The organism is Exiguobacterium sp. s183 (assembly GCF_018617655.1).
GTDB lineage: Bacteria > Bacillota > Bacilli > Exiguobacteriales > Exiguobacteriaceae > Exiguobacterium > Exiguobacterium aestuarii_A.
Genome location: NZ_JACSKN010000001.1, coordinates 273,331 through 294,567, shown reverse-complemented (window position 1 = coordinate 294,567; position 21,237 = coordinate 273,331). Strand labels below are relative to the sequence as shown.

General features: G+C 47.6%; 21 protein-coding genes. 4 read left to right on the top strand and 17 right to left on the bottom strand.

Annotated elements, in window-relative coordinates:
- Positions 1–51 precede the first annotated feature (51 nt).
- The 4 genes from KNP62_RS01490 to KNP62_RS01475 form a co-directional block, all read right to left on the bottom strand.
- Positions 52–843 (bottom strand): transporter substrate-binding domain-containing protein, encoded by a 792-nt coding sequence (locus KNP62_RS01490; RefSeq protein ID WP_012726549.1) that lies wholly within the window; start codon positions 841–843, stop codon positions 52–54.
- A 182-nt stretch (positions 844–1,025) separates the two neighbouring features.
- Positions 1,026–1,367: a DUF952 domain-containing protein gene (locus tag KNP62_RS01485; RefSeq protein WP_214782449.1), complete on the bottom strand. Its 342-nt coding sequence runs from the start codon at positions 1,365–1,367 to the stop codon at positions 1,026–1,028.
- Between the two features lie 56 nt (positions 1,368–1,423).
- Positions 1,424–1,852, bottom strand: a complete 429-nt coding sequence (locus KNP62_RS01480; RefSeq protein ID WP_214782447.1) for a BrxA/BrxB family bacilliredoxin — start codon at positions 1,850–1,852, stop codon at positions 1,424–1,426.
- Positions 1,853–1,887: 35 nt separating this feature from the next.
- Positions 1,888–3,072 (bottom strand): class I SAM-dependent methyltransferase, encoded by a 1,185-nt coding sequence (locus tag KNP62_RS01475; RefSeq protein ID WP_214782445.1) that lies wholly within the window; start codon positions 3,070–3,072, stop codon positions 1,888–1,890.
- Positions 3,073–3,171: 99 nt separating this feature from the next.
- Here KNP62_RS01475 and KNP62_RS01470 point away from each other — a divergent pair, with 99 nt between their 5' ends.
- The 3 genes from KNP62_RS01470 to KNP62_RS01460 all read left to right on the top strand — a co-directional run bounded on the left by KNP62_RS01470 (position 3,172) and on the right by KNP62_RS01460 (position 4,668).
- Complete coding sequence (locus KNP62_RS01470) at positions 3,172–3,945, top strand: sporulation protein (RefSeq protein WP_214782443.1); 774 nt, start codon at positions 3,172–3,174, stop codon at positions 3,943–3,945.
- A gap of 83 nt (positions 3,946–4,028) precedes the next feature.
- The gene (locus tag KNP62_RS01465) at positions 4,029–4,436 is read left to right on the top strand and encodes a hypothetical protein (RefSeq protein WP_214782440.1); all 408 of its coding nucleotides are present in this window, start codon (positions 4,029–4,031) and stop codon (positions 4,434–4,436) included.
- Positions 4,437–4,452: 16 nt separating this feature from the next.
- On the top strand, positions 4,453–4,668 hold the full coding sequence (locus KNP62_RS01460) for a hypothetical protein (RefSeq protein ID WP_214782437.1): 216 nt from the start codon (positions 4,453–4,455) through the stop codon (positions 4,666–4,668).
- A 44-nt stretch (positions 4,669–4,712) separates the two neighbouring features.
- On the opposite strand, the gene KNP62_RS01455 is transcribed toward KNP62_RS01460, so the two are convergent.
- The 8 genes from KNP62_RS01455 to KNP62_RS01420 all read right to left on the bottom strand — a co-directional run bounded on the left by KNP62_RS01455 (position 4,713) and on the right by KNP62_RS01420 (position 14,327).
- Complete coding sequence (locus tag KNP62_RS01455; RefSeq protein WP_214782435.1) at positions 4,713–6,029, bottom strand: dihydrolipoamide acetyltransferase family protein; 1,317 nt, start codon at positions 6,027–6,029, stop codon at positions 4,713–4,715.
- Between the two features lie 12 nt (positions 6,030–6,041).
- Complete coding sequence (locus KNP62_RS01450; RefSeq protein ID WP_214782433.1) at positions 6,042–7,019, bottom strand: alpha-ketoacid dehydrogenase subunit beta; 978 nt, start codon at positions 7,017–7,019, stop codon at positions 6,042–6,044.
- Positions 7,019–8,026, bottom strand: a complete 1,008-nt coding sequence (locus KNP62_RS01445) for a thiamine pyrophosphate-dependent dehydrogenase E1 component subunit alpha (RefSeq protein WP_370148335.1) — start codon at positions 8,024–8,026, stop codon at positions 7,019–7,021. The genes KNP62_RS01450 and KNP62_RS01445 overlap by 1 nt, the downstream gene beginning before the upstream one ends.
- Before the next feature lie 12 nt (positions 8,027–8,038).
- On the bottom strand, positions 8,039–9,448 hold the full coding sequence (gene lpdA, locus KNP62_RS01440) for a dihydrolipoyl dehydrogenase (protein ID WP_214782431.1): 1,410 nt from the start codon (positions 9,446–9,448) through the stop codon (positions 8,039–8,041).
- Positions 9,432–10,523: a butyrate kinase gene (buk, locus tag KNP62_RS01435; protein ID WP_214782429.1), complete on the bottom strand. Its 1,092-nt coding sequence runs from the start codon at positions 10,521–10,523 to the stop codon at positions 9,432–9,434. The genes lpdA and buk overlap by 17 nt, the downstream gene beginning before the upstream one ends.
- A gap of 1 nt (position 10,524) precedes the next feature.
- A complete protein-coding gene (locus tag KNP62_RS01430; protein ID WP_214782426.1) occupies positions 10,525–11,646 on the bottom strand; it encodes a Glu/Leu/Phe/Val family dehydrogenase in 1,122 nt (373 codons plus the stop codon).
- Positions 11,647–11,671: 25 nt separating this feature from the next.
- The gene (yqiS, locus tag KNP62_RS01425) at positions 11,672–12,568 is read right to left on the bottom strand and encodes a phosphate butyryltransferase (RefSeq protein WP_214748064.1); all 897 of its coding nucleotides are present in this window, start codon (positions 12,566–12,568) and stop codon (positions 11,672–11,674) included.
- A gap of 121 nt (positions 12,569–12,689) precedes the next feature.
- Positions 12,690–14,327 carry a sigma 54-interacting transcriptional regulator gene (locus tag KNP62_RS01420; protein WP_214782423.1) on the bottom strand — a complete coding sequence of 546 codons (1,638 nt, stop codon included), beginning with the start codon at positions 14,325–14,327 and terminating at the stop codon, positions 12,690–12,692.
- A gap of 135 nt (positions 14,328–14,462) precedes the next feature.
- Here KNP62_RS01420 and KNP62_RS01415 point away from each other — a divergent pair, with 135 nt between their 5' ends.
- Positions 14,463–14,711 (top strand): DUF2627 domain-containing protein, encoded by a 249-nt coding sequence (locus KNP62_RS01415; RefSeq protein WP_074033291.1) that lies wholly within the window; start codon positions 14,463–14,465, stop codon positions 14,709–14,711.
- A gap of 655 nt (positions 14,712–15,366) precedes the next feature.
- On the opposite strand, the gene spo0A is transcribed toward KNP62_RS01415, so the two are convergent.
- From spo0A to dxs, 5 genes are all read right to left on the bottom strand, one after another.
- A complete protein-coding gene (gene spo0A / locus KNP62_RS01410; RefSeq protein WP_214782420.1) occupies positions 15,367–16,098 on the bottom strand; it encodes a sporulation transcription factor Spo0A in 732 nt (243 codons plus the stop codon).
- Positions 16,099–17,796: a DNA repair protein RecN gene (gene recN / locus KNP62_RS01405; protein WP_214782418.1), complete on the bottom strand. Its 1,698-nt coding sequence runs from the start codon at positions 17,794–17,796 to the stop codon at positions 16,099–16,101.
- Between the two features lie 13 nt (positions 17,797–17,809).
- The gene (ahrC, locus tag KNP62_RS01400) at positions 17,810–18,259 is read right to left on the bottom strand and encodes a transcriptional regulator AhrC/ArgR (RefSeq protein WP_214748051.1); all 450 of its coding nucleotides are present in this window, start codon (positions 18,257–18,259) and stop codon (positions 17,810–17,812) included.
- A gap of 155 nt (positions 18,260–18,414) precedes the next feature.
- A complete protein-coding gene (locus KNP62_RS01395) occupies positions 18,415–19,230 on the bottom strand; it encodes a TlyA family RNA methyltransferase (RefSeq protein WP_214782415.1) in 816 nt (271 codons plus the stop codon).
- Positions 19,231–19,236: 6 nt separating this feature from the next.
- Complete coding sequence (gene dxs, locus KNP62_RS01390) at positions 19,237–21,129, bottom strand: 1-deoxy-D-xylulose-5-phosphate synthase (protein ID WP_214784014.1); 1,893 nt, start codon at positions 21,127–21,129, stop codon at positions 19,237–19,239.
- Positions 21,130–21,237: the final 108 nt, after the last annotated feature.

The following is a 21,237-nucleotide window of genomic DNA, read 5'->3' as shown; positions in this document are numbered from 1 at the left end:
CTCCTAAAAAAAGGCTGACCGATTCATCTTCAGTCAGCCTCGTACGATTCATTATTCGGCTGGTGCAGCCTCTTCTTCAAACCATTTTTGTGCTAACTCTTCGATTTCTCCACTGTCGATCATCTTCTTCAACTCTTCGTTGAATTGATCGCGGAGTTCATCGTCTTTACGGAAGGCAGCAGCAGAGCCCGCTTCTTCTTCGTCCACGATTTCAAATGTTGTCAATTCGCTGTCTTGCTCGAGGTATTTCTTCGCGACCGTATCTTCGATGACCATTGCGTCAATACGTCCTGTCTTGATTTCCTGGATGATCTCAGGAATTTTGTTCAATGAGACGATTTCAGCGTCTGTGATTTGATCCTGTGCGATTCCTTCTTGAATCGAACCAAGCTGGACACCAATCTTTTTGCCTTTCAAATCTTCAAGTGATTGAAGCGAATCATCTTTTGATAAGATCAAGTTCACCGCTGTGAAATAGATATCCGAGAAATCAGCATTTTCTTTACGCTCTTCTGTCGGTGTCATACCAGCCATGACGAAGTCGACACGACCCGCGTTGAGGGCTCCGAGCAAGCTTCCGAAGTCCATATCTTCAATTTTCAATTCATATCCCATGTTTTCCGCCACTTTTTTGGCGATGTCGATATCAAATCCGACGATTTCGTCGCCGTTCGCTGTGTCAACGAATTCATACGGGAAGTAATCGGCACTTGTACCCATGACGATGACTTTGTCATCCTCACCATCGGTCGATGTCGATCCTCCTTCGTTCACGTCTGCCCCACATGCGACTGAGAACGCGGCCAGTCCTGCTAAACATAATGCTAGAAAACCTTTTTTCATCTTCATCTCCCTTTCATAGTTAAATGATAATTATCAGAACTTTAACAAAATTATGACATATGTGTGAACGTGGCTCAACTGTCCTAGGACACATCAGTTGTCCGACTTGTGTCTTCAACCACTATATACACATAATTATTACTTGTAAAGTATATTCATGCATTTTATACAAAAAAAGAAGGTCACATTCGCTCGAAAGCGAAATATGTGACCGTTCCATTGTCGCGAGACCCATATGGTTGGACTTGTTTAACGGATGACATTGGGATGGCACTATAAACGTGCGGATAACGTTCCCCATCCTCATCTAACTCATAATGTAACAGTTGCCCAAGACGATTGACGTAAAGGGAGACGAGCACGACCGCTTCTCCCGGATACGACGCTCTGACGACCTTTCCGATCTGTTGCGGTGTACAACATTTAATCGTCCCTTCCGATTGAAGCGACGGTTCATTGATCTCACCGCGTGACAGGGCAATCATATATTCTGCCTCTGTCATAATTTTGATGACTGGTTCCATATACACTGCCCCTTTTCACAAAAGCGCAAAGGCAGTGCCTTTGCGCCGATGCTTGATTATGCGAAGTAGATATCGAACAATGTTTTTAATTGGTCGACGAGTTCTTCCGCAGTTGACGACTCGATTTCACTACGCTCTACCATCGTCACGATGTTTCCATCCTCGAGGAGGGCAATCGATGGTGAAGACGGTGCATATCCTTCGAAATACTCACGTGCACGATCTGTTGCTTCACGGTCTTGACCTGCAAACACGGTCACGAAATGGTCAGGTTTGACGCCTTCCATCTTGTTTACGTAAGCCGCGGCCGGACGAGCGATTCCGCCTGCACAACCACAAACCGAGTTAACGAGTACAAGTGTCTTCCCTTCTTTTTTCAGTGCCCCGTCCACTTCGTCCGGTGTCGTGAGCTCTGTGTATCCTGCAGCACGCACTTCGTTACGCGCTTGTTCGACTACATCTTGAAAATATAATTGAAAATCCATGTTGTGTCCCCTTTCGACATTTCGTCTATACTCCCTTATTTTACGTCTTGTTCTACCTCGAGGACAAGTCTATCGCTCAATTCACGTTCTAAGAACGGATCTGCCTGTAACATTTGTTTAAAAGCGAGGTAACGAGCCTTCGTCTCATCACTCGCTACTCGATTCGTCAAATAGGCACGAATCATGATGTTCTTTGGCGTATGCTCGAGGTCGATGAACTCCAGTAATTGAGCTTCATAACCGACAAGTCCAAGAAGTTCGGCCCGAATCGAATCTGTTGCGAGCGAGGCGAACCGTTCTTTGATCAATCCGTGCTGGAGCATCACGTCTAGATTCGGTGCTTGAAGTTGACGATTTAACTCCTTCTGACAGCAAGGGACGCTCAAGATGACTTTCGCCCCCCACCGGACGGCACGGGCTAACGCCATGTCAGTCGCCACGTCACAAGCATGAAGCGTCACGACCATATCGACAGCTGTCTCCCCTTCATATTCATTGATGTCTCCAACTAAGAACTCGAGTCGCTCATATCCTAAGTCTTTCGCAATCGATGCACATTCTTCGATGACTTCTTTTTTCAAATCGAGACCCGTGATATGGACATCATACCCTTTCATCTCGTGTAAAAAGTGATAGAGCGCGAACGTCAAATACGATTTCCCTGAACCGAAATCCAAGATTCGGACGGTACGGTCTGTCGGCAAGTGTTTGAGCGAATCCTCAATGAACTCAAGGAAGCGGTTGATTTGTTTAAACTTGTCATACTTTTGTCGCTTCACTTTCCCATCACTCGACTGGATGCCAAGTCGAATCAAGAACGGGACCGGCTTATCGAGCGGGAGTACATACTGCTTTTCCCGATTATGGCTCAACTGAATTTCTTTTTGAGCTGTCTGCTTTTCTTTCAATGTCACTTTGAACTTTTTCGATAACTGGAATTGGAGATCAGATTCCTTTAACTGAAACTGTCCCTGTCTGAACGTTTCAAGAAGTTCGAGCAATTCTTCTACAGCCTCATCCGGCGGTAAGTTTTTATGGTTCATCACCCGTTCGTACTGATATTCGAACTGGATGTGGTATGCATTCCGAAGCATGACCGGTTTCAATTTGACGCGTCTGAGATCACTTGATTTTTGACGGGGTTGACTGATTGTCGCCGACACGAGATGATTTAATTGGATCACGTCTTCGAGACGTTCTTGTAACGCTTTATATTCCAATGGATTCAATCCTTTTTTAGAAATTTTGAAACATATCGTTTCACCTGTCCGTACATACTATTACACGAAGACGACGTTACGTCAAAGGAGGATACACATATGTTTAAAAAGATTTTATCATCAATCGGAATTGGTGCCGCAAAAGTGGATACACGTCTGAATGAAAGCCACTGTACGCCTGGTGGAGAACTGAACGGGGTCGTCCATATCGAAGGTGGTTCGGTCGAACAATCAGTCGACAGCATCTACCTATTCTTCAATACGCTGTACAAGCATGAGGTCAACGACAAATCGACATACTCGACCTTCACGATCGAAAAGATTTTATTGAATGAGGCTCCATTTATGATTGGACCAGGAGAAGTGAAAGAGATCCCGTTCACCGTCAACGTCCCGTTCAATACCCCACTCTCTGTCAGTCAATCGAAATCATGGATTGAGACCGGGCTTGATATCGCCCAAGCCGTCGACCCAAAAGATGAAGATGCGATTACCGTTCAACCGAACGCTTCACAACAAGTCATTCTAGATGCGATGGACGAACTCGGTTTCCGTCTCAAGAAAGCCGACACAGAGATGCTCCCGGCACGCCATCGTTCAGGTCGTCTTCCGATTGCACAAGAACTCGAATATTCAGCGAACGGCTCACGTTTTGTGCGTCAGTTAGATGAAGTCGAAGTCGTCATCTTACAAGAAGAGGATTCGATTGAATTACTCATACAAGTCGACCGTAGTGTCCACGACCTCGGAAGTCTTTTCGCAGACTTGACAGGAACAGACGAGTCAACGCATCGTGTCCGCTATGATGCTGCACGTTTGTCACCAGCTGAAGTTCGTCGCGACATCGAATCGATGATTGAACAATCGATATAAAGAGCTCACCGACACGCCATTATTAGAAATGGCGTGTTGTTTTAGACCTCGAGTTCACCCATCCAATATGTTACAATTATTATATGGAATTAATTGGAGGTGACGTCATTTTATTCGCGTGTATCTTAATCGGGAGTATCGGTCTTACGATGCTTGCTTTGCCCATTTTAGAGATTAACTTGTCTGACTCGCTCGCTTTCTTCACGCTTGGTGGCATCGGATTTTTCATCGGTATGATTGCAATCTTCGTCATACGTCATCCGTCTGCGTATGCCCGATCATTCATAAAGTTCGTTCCATATTTTATTTTTCTGTTTCATTTTCCAGCCTCACTCGTTCTTCTCTGGATTTCTTCGATCAGACATGATGGGGTTCCCGAATTTGCCTTAGACTATACCTTCGTATACTGGATGTTCCTTCTCGTGTTTGTTGTGACCATCAAATCGATGGATCAAGTCCATCTACGACAATTTGAGAAGATCCATGACTAGAAAGGACGATTCAACATTGGATTTACTTCACCTTCTTTACGGTCGAGCAATCCCGCTCACGTTATTCACGACGCTCGGCATATTCAGTTTCATGTTTGCGTATGCGCTCTACAAAACCAAACAACGACTCTCCAAAGGACTCGTCATCATGGGCATGTCCATGTCGTTCCTTCTCTTACTCATCTCAGCCGCAAGTTTCTTCTTCACGCTATTCTTCGGCTATAACTCATGAAAAAATGGAGGCACCCCACTAGGAGCGCCTCCATTTTTTATGAATCAATACACTGTATATGTGTTCGGGTCAATCGACTCGAGCGACTGCTTGATCGCTTGCAAGAACTGCCCTGCGACGAGACCGTCGAGGACACGATGGTCGACCGACATACAAAGGTTGACCATATCCCGTGCCGCGAACATTCCGTTCATCCAGACCGGACGTTTCACGATTGATTCGACCGATAGAATGGCCGCTTGTGGGTAGTTCAAGATTGGTGCCGATTGGATTGAACCAAACGCACCCGTGTTGTTGATGGTGAACGTCCCTCCACGCATCTCTTCAGCTTTCAAGCGATTCTCACGCGCACGTGATGCCACGTCTTGAAGGGCCACAGCGAGTCCTTTGATGTTCTTCTCATCCGCTTGGCGAATGACCGGTACATACAGGGCGTCGTTTGCCGCGACGGCCACAGAAAGATGAATGTCTTGGTGAACTTTGATGTGATCGCTTGCCCATTCCGAGTTCATCATCGGATACTTCTTCAATGCCTCGATGGCCGCTTTCATGAAAAACGGCATGAATGTCAATTTGACGCCTTCCCGCTTCATGAACTCATCCTTCAATCTCGCACGTGCCTCGACGAGATTCGTTACATCGACCTCAATCATGAGCCATGCGTGTGGCGCCTCATGCTTCGAGCGAACCATATTGTTCGCAATCGCTTGACGCACACCTGCTGTCGGAATCGTTTCGTATCGACCTGTAGATGTCGAGGCAGCTGGTTGTGAAGGCTCGACGGCAGGACGTGGTGCCTCAGTCGGAACATCCATTTTTGTTTGTACCATTGTCTCTTGGAGAGGTGCTTGTGTCACTTTCTCAGGAGTTGATGCAGGGCGTCCTTCTGATAAATAACGAAGAATATCTTTCCGCGTGATCCGACCGCCTAGGCCGCTTCCGCTCAATTCATTCAAATCGATGTTGTTCTCATTCGCGAGTCGGATGACGGCAGGAGAATATCGACCGTTCCCACTCTGTTTTTTCGGAACCGTCGCAACAGCTTGCTTCGCTTCAGATGGAACTGACGGTGCAGCTTCCGCGACTGGTTCTGTCTTCGTCTCGGTCACAGCTTCCTCTGCACTTTCGACTTCCATCGTTAGGACAGGTGTCCCGACACTGACCGTCTCACCTTCTGGAATGAGAAATTCTTTTACGATTCCTGCACTTGTTGCCGGAATCTCGGCCGTGACTTTATCTGTCATCACTTCGGCGAGTGGTTCATACTCTTCCACACGGTCGCCCGGTTTGACGAGATATGTCGTAATCGTGCCTTCCGTCACACTCTCACCGAGTTGGGGCATTGTAATCGTTTGTTCCATGGAGACGCCTCCTTAAAACGCGGCGAGCTGACGCGCCCGCTCGGCAATTTTTTCTGGGGATACGATAAAGAATTTTTCCATAGGTGGTGCATATGGCATAGCCGGAACATCAGGACCCGCTAAGCGTTCAATCGGCGCATCGAGTTCAAAGAGCGCCTTCTCTGCGATAATCGCCGCGACTTCTCCAATGATGCTTCCTTCTTTGTTATCCTCTGTCACGAGTAACACTTTACCGGTCTTCTTGACCGACTCGATGATTGCATCCTGGTCGAGCGGATAGACGGTACGAAGATCAAGAATATGCGTACTGATTCCTTCCTCTTCGAGTGTTTTCGCAGCTTCTTGTGCCATATGGACACAAAGACCGTACGTGATGATTGTAATATCGTCACCTTCACGTTTGACAGCAGCCTTACCGATTTCAACCGTGTATTCATCCGTTGGCAAGTCCGCCTTCAAAAGACGATAGGCACGCTTATGTTCGAAGAAGAGGACAGGATCGTTCGAACGGATTGCTGCTTTCAACAATCCCTTCGCATCGACCGGGTCTGATGGAATGACGACTTTAAGACCTGGCGTCGAACTGAACATCGCCTCGACAGATTGCGAGTGATAGAGTGCCCCGTGAATGCCACCACCGAACGGAGCGCGGATGACCATCGGACACGTCCAGTCGTTGTTTGAGCGGTATCGAATTTTTGCCGCTTCCGATACGATTTGGTTCACTGCTGGCATGATAAAGTCTGCGAATTGCATTTCTGCAATCGGACGCATGCCGTACATGGCAGCCCCGACTCCTACACCGGCAATCGCACTTTCAGCGAGCGGTGCGTCGATGACACGGTCTTCACCATACTTCTCAATCAAGCCTTGTGTGGCACGGAATACACCACCACGTACGCCGACGTCTTCCCCGACGACGAAGACGTTTTCGTCGCGCTCCATTTCCTCATGAATCGCTTCATTGATCGCTTCGATAAACGTTTTCATCATTTTTCCTCCTCATAGACGTAATCCAATGCAGATTCAGGTGATGCGTACGGTGCTTTGTCTGCATATGTCGTCGCTTCATTCACTTCAGCATCGATTTGTGCATCGATTTCGGCAAGTGTATCCGCCGTTGCAATACCGTCGTTCACAAGTCGTTGACGGAACAATTGAATGCCATCCCGCTCTTTTAATCCTGCCAATTCTTCAGCTGAACGGTATGCTTTGTCATCATCATCTGATGAGTGTGGGACGAGACGCTCGACTTCTGCTTCGATTAGCGTCGGTCCTTCTCCGCGAAGTGCACGTTCACGCGCTTCCTTCACGACCGCGTATACAGCAATCGGGTCTGTCCCGTCGACTGTCACACCTGGCATCCCGTAACCTTTTGCACGGTCTGATACACGCTCGCATGCCAACTGTTTCGTAAGTGGTACCGAAATCGCATATTTGTTGTTCTCACAGAACAAGATAACCGGTAATTTATGGACGCCAGCAAAGTTTGCCCCTTCGTGGAAATCACCTTGGTTTGATGAGCCTTCTCCGAACGAGACGAACGTGACGAGTTCTTCTTTTTTCATCTTCGCCGCAAGTGCAATTCCGACCGCATGAGGGACTTGTGTCGTAACCGGAGATGAACCCGTCACGATGCGATGTTCTTTCGAGCCGAAGTGACCAGGCATCTGACGACCGCCCGAGTTCGGATCTTCCGCTTTCGCAAATGCAGACAACATCAAGTCTCTTGATGTTTGACCGAAGTGAAGAACAACCGCCACATCACGATAGTAAGGCAATACGTAGTCGATTCCTTTCTCGAGCGCGAACGCCGCACCGACCTGCGCCGCTTCTTGTCCTTGACATGAAACGACGAACGGGATTTTCCCGGCGCGGTTCAACTTCCACATCCGTTCATCAATCTTACGGGCGCGTACCATCGTTTCATACATCGCCAATAAATCTTGTTTGGTTAAACCAAGCTCTTCATATGAGTTTACAGTCATCTGTTCCATTCTTGTTCCTCCTTAGGCGTGAATCGGTAATCCATCGACGGCAAGTGCCGCTTCTTGGAAGGCTTCGCTTAGTGCAGGGTGTGGGTGCACGAGTTGTCCCATCTCCCAAGCCGTCGCGTTCAAGACGAGCGCGAGTCCACCTTCTGTGATGAGTTCAGTCGCTTTCGGTCCGACGATATGAACACCGAGAAGGTCATCTGTTTCTTTGTCTGAAACGAGTTTGACGAATCCGTCGGCTTGTCCTTCAATCCGCGCTTTCCCGAGTCCATTGAAGCGATATGTCCCCGTTTTCACATCATGTCCGGCATCTTTCGCCGCCTCTTCCGTCAAGCCGACCGAAGCGACTTCAGGGACGCTGTATACACAACGTGGGATGAGCGCGTAATCGAGTGGTGTTGGTTCAAGTCCAAGAAGCGTTTCGACCGCCTTCACGCCTTCTGCAGACGCGACGTGAGCGAGTTGTAACTTCCCGATGCAATCCCCGATTGCGAAGATATGACGTTCTTTCGTCCGATACTGACTATCGACTTGAATGATCCCATTCTCTACGACGATAGAAGTGTTTTGAAGTCCTAAGTCTTCCGTGTTGGCAACTCGGCCAACCGAGACGAGGACACAGTCTACTTGTAACATCTCTTCCCCGACAGCAAGCTCCACTGTATTTTCGTGAATCAATGTTCGTTCGGCGTCGACCGTCACGCTCTTCTTCACACGGACGCCACGCTTCTTCAATAGACGTTCCACCTCACGAGAGACCGCCTTGTCCTCAAGTGGAAGTAATCGATCTCCTACTTCGATCAACGTCACGTTCACATCTAAATCGACGAGCATGGACGCCCATTCGACTCCGATGACACCACCACCGACAATCGCAATCGATTCAGGTAGTGTCTCAAAATTGAGGAGGTCGTCCGAGTTTAAGATACGTTCGTGATCGAACGGCAATCCAGGAAGTTCACGCGGAATCGAACCTGTTGCGATAATCAATTGGTTTGGCAAGATGAGTTCTGACTCACCGCTTTCATCTTCAACGGATACGGTCCCAGGTTGTGGCGAGAAGATACTTGGTCCAAGGATCGAGGCTTTTCCGCGAAACACTTCAATTTTCCCTTGTTTCATCAAGTGCTCGATTCCTTTTTCAAGACCAGCTACAAGATCGCGTTTATACGTTTGGGCTCGTTCCATGTTGAACATCACACTTCCCGTTTCTACGCCGTACGTTGCCCCCTGTTTCGCCGTTTGATAGACATGGGCAGCTTTTAGAAGAGCTTTCGTAGGGATGCAGCCTCTATGTAAGCAGGTGCCGCCTAATTTTCTCGCCTCGACGATTGCGACAGATTTACCAGCCTGTGCAGCCTTGATCGCAGCCACATATCCTCCTGGTCCTCCACCAATGACGACAACATCAAATTCTCGTGCCATGTGTATCCCCCTCATATTCTCTTGCGGTCTCTTCCTTCTCGATGACGCGAAGTGCCCCTTCTGCCAAGGCTTTCAATTCATCTTCACCTGGATAAACGTATACCGGCGCGAGGAATGCGACACGCTCTTTAATCTTGTCAGTCAGCCAGTCAGAATAAGCGATTCCACCTGTCAATAAGATGGCATCCACTCGACCACTGAGCGTCGCACCATGTTTTGAAATTTCTTGTGCGACACGGTAAGCCATCGTCTCATAAAGGAGTCTCGCCTCATCATCTCCCGATTCCATTCGTTGCTCAATCTCAATCGCATCGAATGTACCGAGGTGTGCGAACAACCCACCTTGACCGACAATTTTCTTTTTCATTTCCGATTCTTTATACCTGGTACTATAACATAGTTCTACTACCTGTCCAACAGGAATTGAACCTGCCCGTTCTGGAGCAAGTGGTCCATCACCGTCTAGTCCGTTGTTCACATCGATGACGCGTCCATGCTGATGCGCACCGACCGTAATCCCTCCGCCCAAGTGAGCGACAATCAAATTCAGCTCATTGTAATCGCTTCCATTTTCAGTCGCAAAGCGCTTGGCGACGGCTTTTTGATTCAGGGCATGAAAAATACTACGGCGATCGATGTCGGCCATCCCGGTCTTTCTTGCCAACTCATGCATCTCATCGACAACGACAGGGTCAACGATGAAACTTGGGATTCCTTCAATCTCTCCTATTTTGGATGCAATCAATCCACCGAGGTTAGACGCATGCATTCCGAATCTTCCGCTCGTCAAGTCCTCTCGCATCAAATCATTGACGGTATACGTTCCTGATGTCATCGGTGCAAGCAAACCACCACGACCGACAATCGCGGTCAAATCATTGACCGCGATGCCAGTCTCTTCTAACAAGGCACGCACTTCTTGCTCACGATGAGGTAACTGCTCAGGAAGGCTGAGACCGGTCACGTCAATCTCATGGCGGACCGTACGTGTCATCACTTCTTCCTTCCCATCAAACAATCCAACTTTTGTCGAGGTCGACCCTGGGTTGATCGCAAGAATTAGCCGTTTTGTCATCTTAGCGTCTCCCTAGAATACTTTTTTCAACTTTAAGGAACTGACTACGTGAACGTGCCATCATGTGAATCCGTTCTTCGGCCATCTTGTCAGCCGCCACGTGCGTCGGTACTCCATCACGCTCCGCGATTTCAAATACACGCATCATGTTGTCATAGATGAGTTCGACTTTCTTCATTGCCCGTTCACGGTTGTAACCTTCAAGTTCGTCCGCGACGTTGATGACACCTCCAGCGTTGATGACGAAGTCTGGCGCGTAGAGGATTCCGTTCTCGTCAAGCACATCCCCGTGACGATCTTCCGCCAATTGGTTGTTTGCGGCACCCGCAACGATTTGTGCTTTCAATTGTGGAATCGTTTTGTCGTTGATGACTGCACCGAGTGCACATGGAGCGAAGATGTCACACTCGACTGCATAAATCTCATCTGGTTTGACGACCGTCGCACCAAAGTCTGCTTCTGCACGTTTGAGCGCTTCTTCGTTGATGTCTGTCACAATCAAATGCGCGCCTTCTTCGTGGAGGTGACGACATAAGTTGTAGGCTACGTTACCGACACCTTGCACGGCAACCGTCTTCCCTGCGAGTGAGTCTGTTCCGAACTTCCATTTCGCAGCGGCTTTCATACCGCGGTAGACACCATACGCCGTTACTGGTGAAGGGTTACCACTTGAACCGAAAGCAGGGCTGACTCCTGTGACGTAATCCGTCTCCATATGGATGAAGTCCATGTCAGCAACCGTCGTATTCACATCTTCAGCAGTGATGTAACGTCCGCTGAGTGATTGTACGTAACGACCGAATGCGCGGAAGAGAGCTTCGGACTTGTCCGTCTTGGCATTTCCGATGATGACAGCCTTCCCGCCTCCAAGGTTGAGACCAGCCGCAGCATTTTTATAAGTCATTCCTTTTGCGAGACGCAACACGTCTGTGAGCGCTTCTTGCTCTGACTCATAATTCCACATGCGAAGTCCGCCAAGTGCTGGACCGAGCGTCGTATCGTGGATCGCAATGATTGCTTTTAGCCCAGAAGCTTGGTCTTGGCAAAATACGATTTGTTCGTAATCCTCAGATTGTAAGACATCAAAAATACGGAAGCGTGGTTCTGTGTTTGTTTCCATCATGATCAATTCCTCCTGTTAAGTACGATTAGTTTTTGGCATGTAACAAAGCGAATGCGAGGGAATAAAGTTTCGCCTCCGCTGTATCGGCACGACTCGTCAATACGACAGGGGCAGATGCGCCAACGACAATCGCCGCAACGCTCGCCTCTGCGAAATACATGATTGATTTATAAAGGACGTTGCCGACCTCTATGTACGGTACGACTAATAAATCTGCTTGCCCCGCCACTTCACTATTAATTCCTTTTTGTTTCGCTGCAACCATATCGACCGCGTTATCAAGGGCAAGCGGTCCATCTACGATACAGCCTTTGATTTGTCCCCGACGATTCATCTGACTGAGCAATGCGGCATCGAGCGTCGCGTTCATCTGAGGGTTGACAACCTCAACAGCCCCAATCGCTGCGACTTTTGGCGATTCGTAACCGATGTCATGCATCGCTTCTACCGCATTATGAATGATTTCGACCTTTTCTTCGAGCGTTGGCGCGATATGGATTGCAGCATCGGTCACACCAATCAATTTTTCCCGATTTGGAATTTGAAAGAGTGCGATATGACTGAGTGTACGGTTCGTCCGAAGACCGGCCTCTCGATTGAGGACGGCTTTCATGAATGTCGATGTCGACACCATCCCTTTCATGAGCACATCCGCCTCTTTGTTTTTCACGGCTAGTGCAGCACGTCTGGCAATCTCTACGTCACCTTTTGCATGTAAAATATCGACGTCTGACTCATCGATTCCATACTGTTCACATAACTTTCGGATTTCCCGGGCTTCACCAAATAAAATGAAACGTGACAATCCATGATCTGTGGCAAGTTTTACGGCTCGGATTACTTCTTCATCCGCTGCCCCCGCAATGGATACCGTACAACCCTCTAGTTGTTTTGCGTTCGTCAGCATCCGTTCAAAATTCATCATTGTCCCCCCTTGCTCTCTACAATATAACATAAGCAAGTTTGCTTCCTAAATTGTAAGCGCTTTATTATGCGGATGACCATGCAAATAAATGCTTACCATGCATAAAAGTTCATGCATTTTATTGCATGGTTTCTAATTTATTATATAAAGTCCGAATCGAAATTTTTAAACGACGAGCAGCTTCTGACTTATTTCCACCAGTTTCTTCGATTGTTCGTTCAATCAAATCGCGCTCATATTTCGCAACCGCCTCATGGAGCGTTCGAGACTCGACGACTTTCTGAGTTGGCGTGCGAGGTGATAATTGTAAATGATGTGGAGCAATCCATTGTTCCGCGCTCGCCATATAAATCATCGCCCGACCAATCACATTCTCAAGTTCTCGGACGTTCCCTTTCCAATGCTGACTTTTTAGAAGCATGAGGGCATCTTCATCCACCCCTTGAACACTCCGACCATATTCTTGATTTAACTTTCGAATGATCCGGTCACAAAGTGCCTCGAGTTCATTCAACCGTTCACGAAGGGGAGGGATATGGATGGGCATGCGATTGATGCGATAGTACAAATCTTCACGGAAGGTCCCATCTGCCACTTTCTGTTCAAGATCGGCATTCGTCGCAGCGATGATGCGGACATCAATCGGAATCGCCGTCGTCCCTCCGACTCGTACAATCTCATTTTCTTGAAGGACACGCAGAAGCTTCACTTGGACATCGAGTGGCAGTTCTCCGATTTCGTCCAAAAAGAGCGAGCCGCCGTCTGCCTCCTCAAAGTAACCTGTCTTTCCACCACGCTTCGCACCACTGAACGCACCATCTTCATATCCGAACAGTTCACTTTCGAGAAGCGTGGGTGAAATGGCTGCACAGTTTACCCGGATAAACTTTTTGAATTTCCGAGGGGACTCCCCATGAATGGCATGGGCGAACAGTTCTTTTCCTGTTCCCGATTCTCCGCGAATCAATACTGTCACCGGGGTCACAGCTGCCAATTTCGCTTGATCGATGACGAATCGCATCGTATCACTTGTCGCGATGATATCGGCAAACTGATATTTCGCCTCTAGATTTCGAATGCGTGTTTTCGCTTCTTGTAATTCATCACGCAGCGCACGTATTTGAGACACGTCTCGAATGACGCCGACCGAACCTCGCAATTTCCCCTCAACGATGATCGGTTCGGCATTTACAAGGATGTCACGTCGCGTCGCCCCGATTTGCATCCGAATATCTCGAACACCCTGCCCCGTCGATAATACTTTCAAATGTACACTCTCCTGCATCCCGATGTCGGCAGTGGCAGGCTTATCGACGACATCTTCCTTTTTGAATCCCGTCAATCGTGTGTAAGACGGATTGATCAATATGGTGTTGCCGTGATGATCGGCTACCGAAATCGCCTCACTCGTACACTCGATGATTGCCTCAAGCATCTGTTGATTCTGTTTCAATCGCTCGACAACGATTCGAATAAACTCTCCCGGCAACACAACTGCGTCTTGATAATGATCCTTCAACTCTTCAAACGTTTGATGCTGCCCTGTCGTCTCAATGACAAAGTCCAATGCTGCATCCGCATATTTTGTCCAATTGTCCGTCACGGCAATTCCATAACTTTTGGCAAGTGCGATTCCTTCAGCCGATGCATCGGAGTCCACGACCGCCACGATTGTAGCAAGCGGAGAGTCCATCAACATGTTCAGAACTTCCGTCCCCCCTTTTCCTGCCCCGACAATCATCAACCGTTTATTCATACGAATACCCCCATCTTTCTCTCTTCTCATCTTCATGCTACTGAATCCAAACATGATGCGCAAGCCGCCTAAAAATAGACAGTGTGGAATGAATGAATTTCTGTTAAAATAATGTATGGTAAAGGAGGAGATTGCATGCGTTTCATCGCGCTTCTAATCTTAATCGTCCCTGGTTTACTCGGTGTTTACGGAATCAAATTACTTCGTGATAGCTTCTTTTTGAAGACGAGTGGACCATTCACATGGATTGATTCACTCGCTGCCGCCTCCATGTTGCAGGGGACTTTTGGACTTCTGCTCGCCATGGGCGGGATCGGATTTGTAGCTGGCTATATATTTAACCGTGACAAAAAAACAGGTAAAGTTCAACGACTCGACTCATAAGCGCACAAAAAAAGGTTCCCTAACTTGACTTCATTTCAAGTGCGGAACCTTTTATTCGTATTGAATTGTGATCACTACGGATGATCTCCTTTCCAACTGCTTTACTTCCATTGACATGAGATCCAACGTCTTCTTAATGAAGAAGTATGAAAGAACTTTAGTAACTGCCGTCTTGCGTGAACGGAACACTTCCATTCGAGTTACTAACTTTTTTTGTTATCGGATCATGTCCAACCATCCATCGTGAAGTCGAACGCTTGCCATAAACTATTCAACGGTTGACAACACTCCTTTTGGTTAACTGAACGATTCGTTTTTCCTATATCAACCCCTAGCTTCGAGTTGATGATAGAATCGTCTCGCGAATGAGCGACTGTCGCGACCTCACGTCGGGACATTAACGACTTGAGATGTCGTTCCCACCTCTGAGCTATTGTCGGATAGCGAACCGAGATGATTTTGTTTCTTCAAACATTGCTCCGGAACAAGTTTGAAAAGCGTTCATCTGACGCTTGTCCAAGTAACTTGGTACACCTTAATTATAACAAAACACTCTCGTTTTGCAAGCGCTTTCTTTCATAAAGTAAATAAATTTTTTATTGATTATTTTACAAAAAGGACTAAACCATCAAACGGCTTAGTCCTTTTGAACGATTCAGTTGCTTTTAAACGACAAGTAGGTGACGAAATATGAAATGAACTCCGAGTTCTTCGGACTCCGCTCACGCTCAGGTCGCCCTTCAAACATCTCATGATCGCGCATGCCATTCTCCCACGCCGTCTTGATGGCGTGACGCATCGCCCGCTCTACACGTGACGAAGTCGTATCATGCTCTTTTGCGACCATCGGATACAATTCCTTCGTAATCAATCCAAGCAAATCTTGACGCTCGCGTACGTAAATGACGGCTTGGCGGATATACTTGAACCCTTTAATTCGAGGAGAAATCCCAAGCTGTTGGAGCAAGAGCGAAATTTCAATTTCGTCTGGAGACATTCCTTCGAATTCGCGATTCGCACCATCCGACAACTCACGAATTTTCGTCAATAGTTGTTGGATATTGAAAGGTTTGACGAGAAAGTAAGAGGCACCCAATTGAACCGCTTGTTTCGTCACTTCATCTTTTCCGAACGCACTCAACATGATCACTTCTGGCTTATCATCCCCGAACTCTTCATGTAAACGTTGCAATACTCCGATTCCATCCAAATGAGGCATAATAATATCGAGTAAGAGTACATCCGGTTGGTGTGTCTTGACGACCTCCAAGCACGTTTCACCATCGTGCGCTGTTCCAACGACACGGAGATCAGGCTCAGATTCTAGTTGTCGGCTCAACAAATCGACGATTTCTCGATTGTCGTCCGCAATACATAATGTAATCACTTATGACACTCCTTTGATGAACTTCTGTTTTACTTGCTGTGACATTTCGAGCAACTCTTCAACATGTTGCTTCGTCAAGTCTGTCATTTGAATACCAGCAATCATTCGACCTAGCTCGTCAATCCGGCTCTCGCGGTCGAGAGTGGCAACGTTTGTCTTCGTCCGGTCGTCTGTTTCCGTCTTCGTGATATATAGGTGCTGATCTGCCATTGCAGCAACTTGAGCTAAGTGCGTGATACACAACACTTGCGACCCGACAGACAGACGGAAGATTTTTTCTCCCATCGCCTGTGCGACACGCCCTGATACTCCTGTATCGACTTCATCAAAGATAATCGATGCGACTCCGACCGTGCGGGAAAAGATTGATTTAAGAGCTAACATGACACGGGAAAGTTCACCACCTGAAGCCACTTTTGCAAGTGGCTTGAATGGTTCCCCGACGTTCGTCATCATATAAAACTCGACATCATCAAGACCGTCTTGTTTTAATGGCGTCGTTCGGAATCGGACTTCAAACGCTGTTTTCTCCATATATAATTCTTTCAATTCTCGATGGATGTCGTGCTGAAGGGACTCAGCCGCCGCTTTACGTGACGCTGACAGTCGTGCGCCTGCCTCTTTTGCGACTTTCTCTAATCGCAAAAGGTCTTCTGACAGTGTTTGCAGCAACTCCTCACGATTCGTCATCGATTTCAATTCATCGGATACTTGTTCACCGTAAGCGATGACTTCTTCGATTGTCGTGCCATATTTCCGCTTGAGCTGTTGGAACAGCGCTAGACGCGACTCGATTTCATCTAACCGAATCGGATCGAACTCAAGTGAGTCGAGTTGGTCTCGTAACTGAAATTTCGCATCTTCGAGCAAATAATAAGCATTCGAGATTGTCTCTGACACAGATGCGAGGGAAGAGGACAATTGAGAAGCTTCTTCCATCTCGCGCATTGCGACCCCAATTTGGTCAAGTCCGTTCGAATCTTCCGCGACCGCCTCATAAGACATGCGAATGTGTTGATGAATGCGTTCAAAGTTCGCTAATTCATCCCGTTCTTCCATTAACGCCTGTTCTTCACCCTCTTTTAGTTCAGCCGCTTCAATTTCTTTCGTTTGAAACGATAATAAGTCCATGCGCTGTGCAAGCTCTTGTTCACTTTGACTGAGTCGCTTCAGTTCATCCGCGACTTGCTTCCAAGCTGCGTACGCTGTCTGATACTCCTCTAATAATGGAGCGATTTCCTTTTCGGCATAATGGTCGAGAATGCCTAAGTGAAATTCTGAGTCCATCAAGTGTTGATGCTCATGCTGACCGTGAATATCTACAAGCAAGCGACCGAATTCACGTAGCGTCGAGAGTGGCATCATCTTCCCATTCACACGGCAGACGCTTTTCCCGCTACTATGTAAGTCTCGGCGCAAAATAACTGTCCCGTCCTCGATTTCGATGCCGTATTGTTCGGCCGCCTCAATGACCGGATGATCCGATTCAACCATGAACATTCCTTCGATTTCGGCCTTATCCTGACCATAACGAACGAATTCGCTCGATCCACGTCCTCCAACAAGCAACCCAATCGCATCTAACAAAATCGATTTACCGGCACCTGTCTCACCCGTGAGAACGGTCATGCCCCGATTAAACGGAATGTTTAATTCGTCGATAATCGCAAACTGTTTGATTGATAGTTCTGCCAACATACGTACTTTCACCTCATAACATTCCGAGTAGTCGATCGATGATTTGTTTCGCTTTCTCCTCATCGCGAGCAATCATGAGAATCGTGTCATCTCCACAAACTGTTCCAATCAATTCGTCCCATGACAGATGGTCAATCAAGACACCGATTGCATCCGCGTTACCTGGTAGTACTTTCATGACAACCAAGTTTTGAGCTGAGTCGACCGAGACGAAGCTGTCACCGAGGATGCGCTTCATTTTTCCGTACGGGTTAAAACGCTGATCCGCAGGCAAGCTGTATTTGTATCGTCCGTCATTCAAAGGAACTTTCACTAAATGTAATTCTTTAATATCCCGAGATACAGTCGCCTGTGTGACGGGATATCCTAGGCGACGAAGTTCGTCTACTAATTCATCTTGCGTTTCGATTTCACGATTCGTCACGATGTCTCGAATTTTAATCAATCGCTGTCCTTTATTCATAAGCGCTGACACCTCATTCTTCGTTTCACATACACATTATCATTCTAAAGTATTGTCGAAAAAAGGTCTAGCATTCCAGTGGGTATTTCCACCATTCCCCATCTCTTCTTCGTCGATAAGAAAAAGCTACAGACAAATCTGCCTGTAGCCATTGCTTATCCCTTTAGTTTGGCATGTGCCGTATCCACCACGTCTTCGACTCGTAGGGATGGTTCGATCCCGCCTACTCCCGTATAACGGGCGAATAGGAGGAATTCAATATTTCCGTCTCCACCCGTGATTGGGGAGTAATCCAATCCTTCGACGAAGAATCCTTCCGATGCAAAATAGCGAACCATATCACTCGCCACACGCTCATGTACGTCACGGTCTCGCACAATCCCTTTCTTTCCGACGTCGGCTTTACCGGCTTCGAATTGAGGTTTAACGAGCGCCATGACGACCCCTTCTTTCTTTAAAATCGCTTTAAGAGGTGGCACCATGAGACGAAGTGAGATGAAAGAAACATCGATCGTCGCAAAATCAGGTTTGACCGGGAATTGATCGGCTGTCGCATGACGGAAGTTCATTCGTTCCATAACGATGACACGGTCATCGCTCCGAAGCTTCCATGCTAGCTGGTTGTACCCGACATCGACCGCATACATTTGTGTCGCCCCGTTTTGAAGCGCACAATCTGTAAATCCTCCCGTAGAGGAACCGATATCAATCCCCACGCGGCCTTGAACGTCGAGCGGGAATACTTGCAGAGCTTTCTCAAGTTTAAGTCCGCCTCGTCCGACGTACGGTAGAACTTGACCTTTCACTTCAAGAGGGATATCGTCAAACACTTTATCGCCTGCTTTATCCAGACGTTCGGTCCCGCTGTAGACAAGACCGGCCATGACAGCCCGTTTCGCCTTCTCTCGTGTTTCAGCGAGACCGCGTTCGACGAGTAGTACATCTAATCTTGTTTTCGTTCTTTTTTCCATAATCCCTCACACATTCTGTCGATTTGTCTCCATTACGAACCGTTCAATCGATTCCGCCATTTGGGCTGGTCGGAGACCAATCTCTTCTAAAAGTTGGTTGACGCCGCCGTGCTCGATATATCGGTCTGGAATCCCGAGGCGTTGAATCCGCGGGAACGCTCCTGTTTCAATCGCATGTTCTAACACACTGCTTCCAAAACCACCTGCGAGTGCTGCTTCTTCAAGTGTCACGAGCGGAATGCCCTCTGCATATAAAGAAGTGAGCATTGCATCATCGAGCGGCTTGATCGTGCGACAATTGATGACGCGCACACTGAGCTTGCCTTCTAATAATGAACGTACTTCTAACCCGTCTTGAACTTGTGGTCCGAACGTCAAAATGGCGACATCCGTTCCTTCCGCCTCGACTTCCCAATCATCGAGTGAGATTTCTTGGAGCGTATCACTCATTGGTACGCCAATCCCTTCGCCACGAGGGAAGCGGATTGCAATCGGTCCATCATCGTAACGAAGCGCGGAGTAAACGAGTTGTTGTAACTCTTCTTCATCTTTCGCCATCAAAATTCGAATGTTCGGTACGTGACGCATGAAGGCGATATCGAATACACCTTGGTGCGTCTCTCCATCTGCCCCGACAAGTCCTGAACGGTCAATCGTGAATACAACGTTCAAGTTTTGACGACAAATGTCATGGACGAGTTGGTCGTACGCACGCTGGAAGAATGTTGAGTAAATCGAGACGACTGGTTTCAAACCTTGTGTCGCCTGACCTCCTGCTAGCGTTACCGCATGCTGTTCGGCAATCCCGACGTCAAACATGCGTTCCGGGAATTTTTTCGTGAAACAGTCGAGTTTCGAACCGACACTCATTGCAGGCGTGATCAACGTCACCCGCTCATCCGACTCTGCCACTTTCGTAATCGTCTCTGCGACGACTTTCGAATAACTCGGTCCTTTAGGCTTTCCTTTGATCACTTCGCCTGACTCAATCTTGTAAGGTCCTAAACCGTGCCACGTTCCAACACCGTCTAACTCAGCGGGACGGTAACCCTTCCCTTTTTTCGTGATGACGTGAACGAGAACCGGTCCATCGATTTTTTTCGCATATTCGAGTGTCTCAAGCAAGTCTTTCAAATCATGGCCGTCAGTCGGTCCAAAGTAAGTGAAACCGAGTTCTTCAAAAAATGTGCCTGGAATGAGTGCAGATTTCAATAAATCTTTTACTCGCTCCCCACTTCGTTCGAGTGAATTGCCGACGAGTGGAATGTGCTTGATGATCGATTCCATCTCTTCACGTGCATGCTTCAGTTTACGTGACGCACGGATTCGACCGAGCATATTATGCATCGCCCCAACGTTCGGCGCGATAGACATCTCATTGTCGTTCAAGATGACAATGACATTCTGCTTCTCGGCACCGATGTGGTTCAATGCCTCGAGCGCCATTCCTCCAGTTAACGCTCCATCACCGATGATGGCAATGGCACGATCATTCGCACGTCCTTTTAATTCATTTGCGATTGCAATCCCCATTGCTGCTGAAAGCGACGTCGAACTGTGGCCAGTTTCCCATACATCATGTTCACTCTCACAACGTTTAGGGAACCCACACAACCCGTTGTATTGTCGAAGGGTATCAAACTGGCTCGTACGTCCTGTCAAAATTTTATGAACGTACGCCTGATGACCGACGTCCCATACAAGTTGGTCTTTCGGACTGTCAAATACACGGTGCAGGGCTAGCGTCAACTCCACAACTCCTAAGTTTGGCGCTAAATGCCCTCCCGTCACTGCCAATTTTTCAATCAAGAATCGTCTAATATCTGAGCCGAGTGATTCGAGTTCGGTTACAGACATCCTTTTCAGGAATGACGGGTCTTGAATGGATGTCAAGTCCATAATGACCATCCTTTCTCCTCACATTTTACTGATTCGTACCTTACATTTTACAAGAATGTGACGGTAGATGCCACACATTCCCCAAAACAAAGGTGACACGATGTGCTC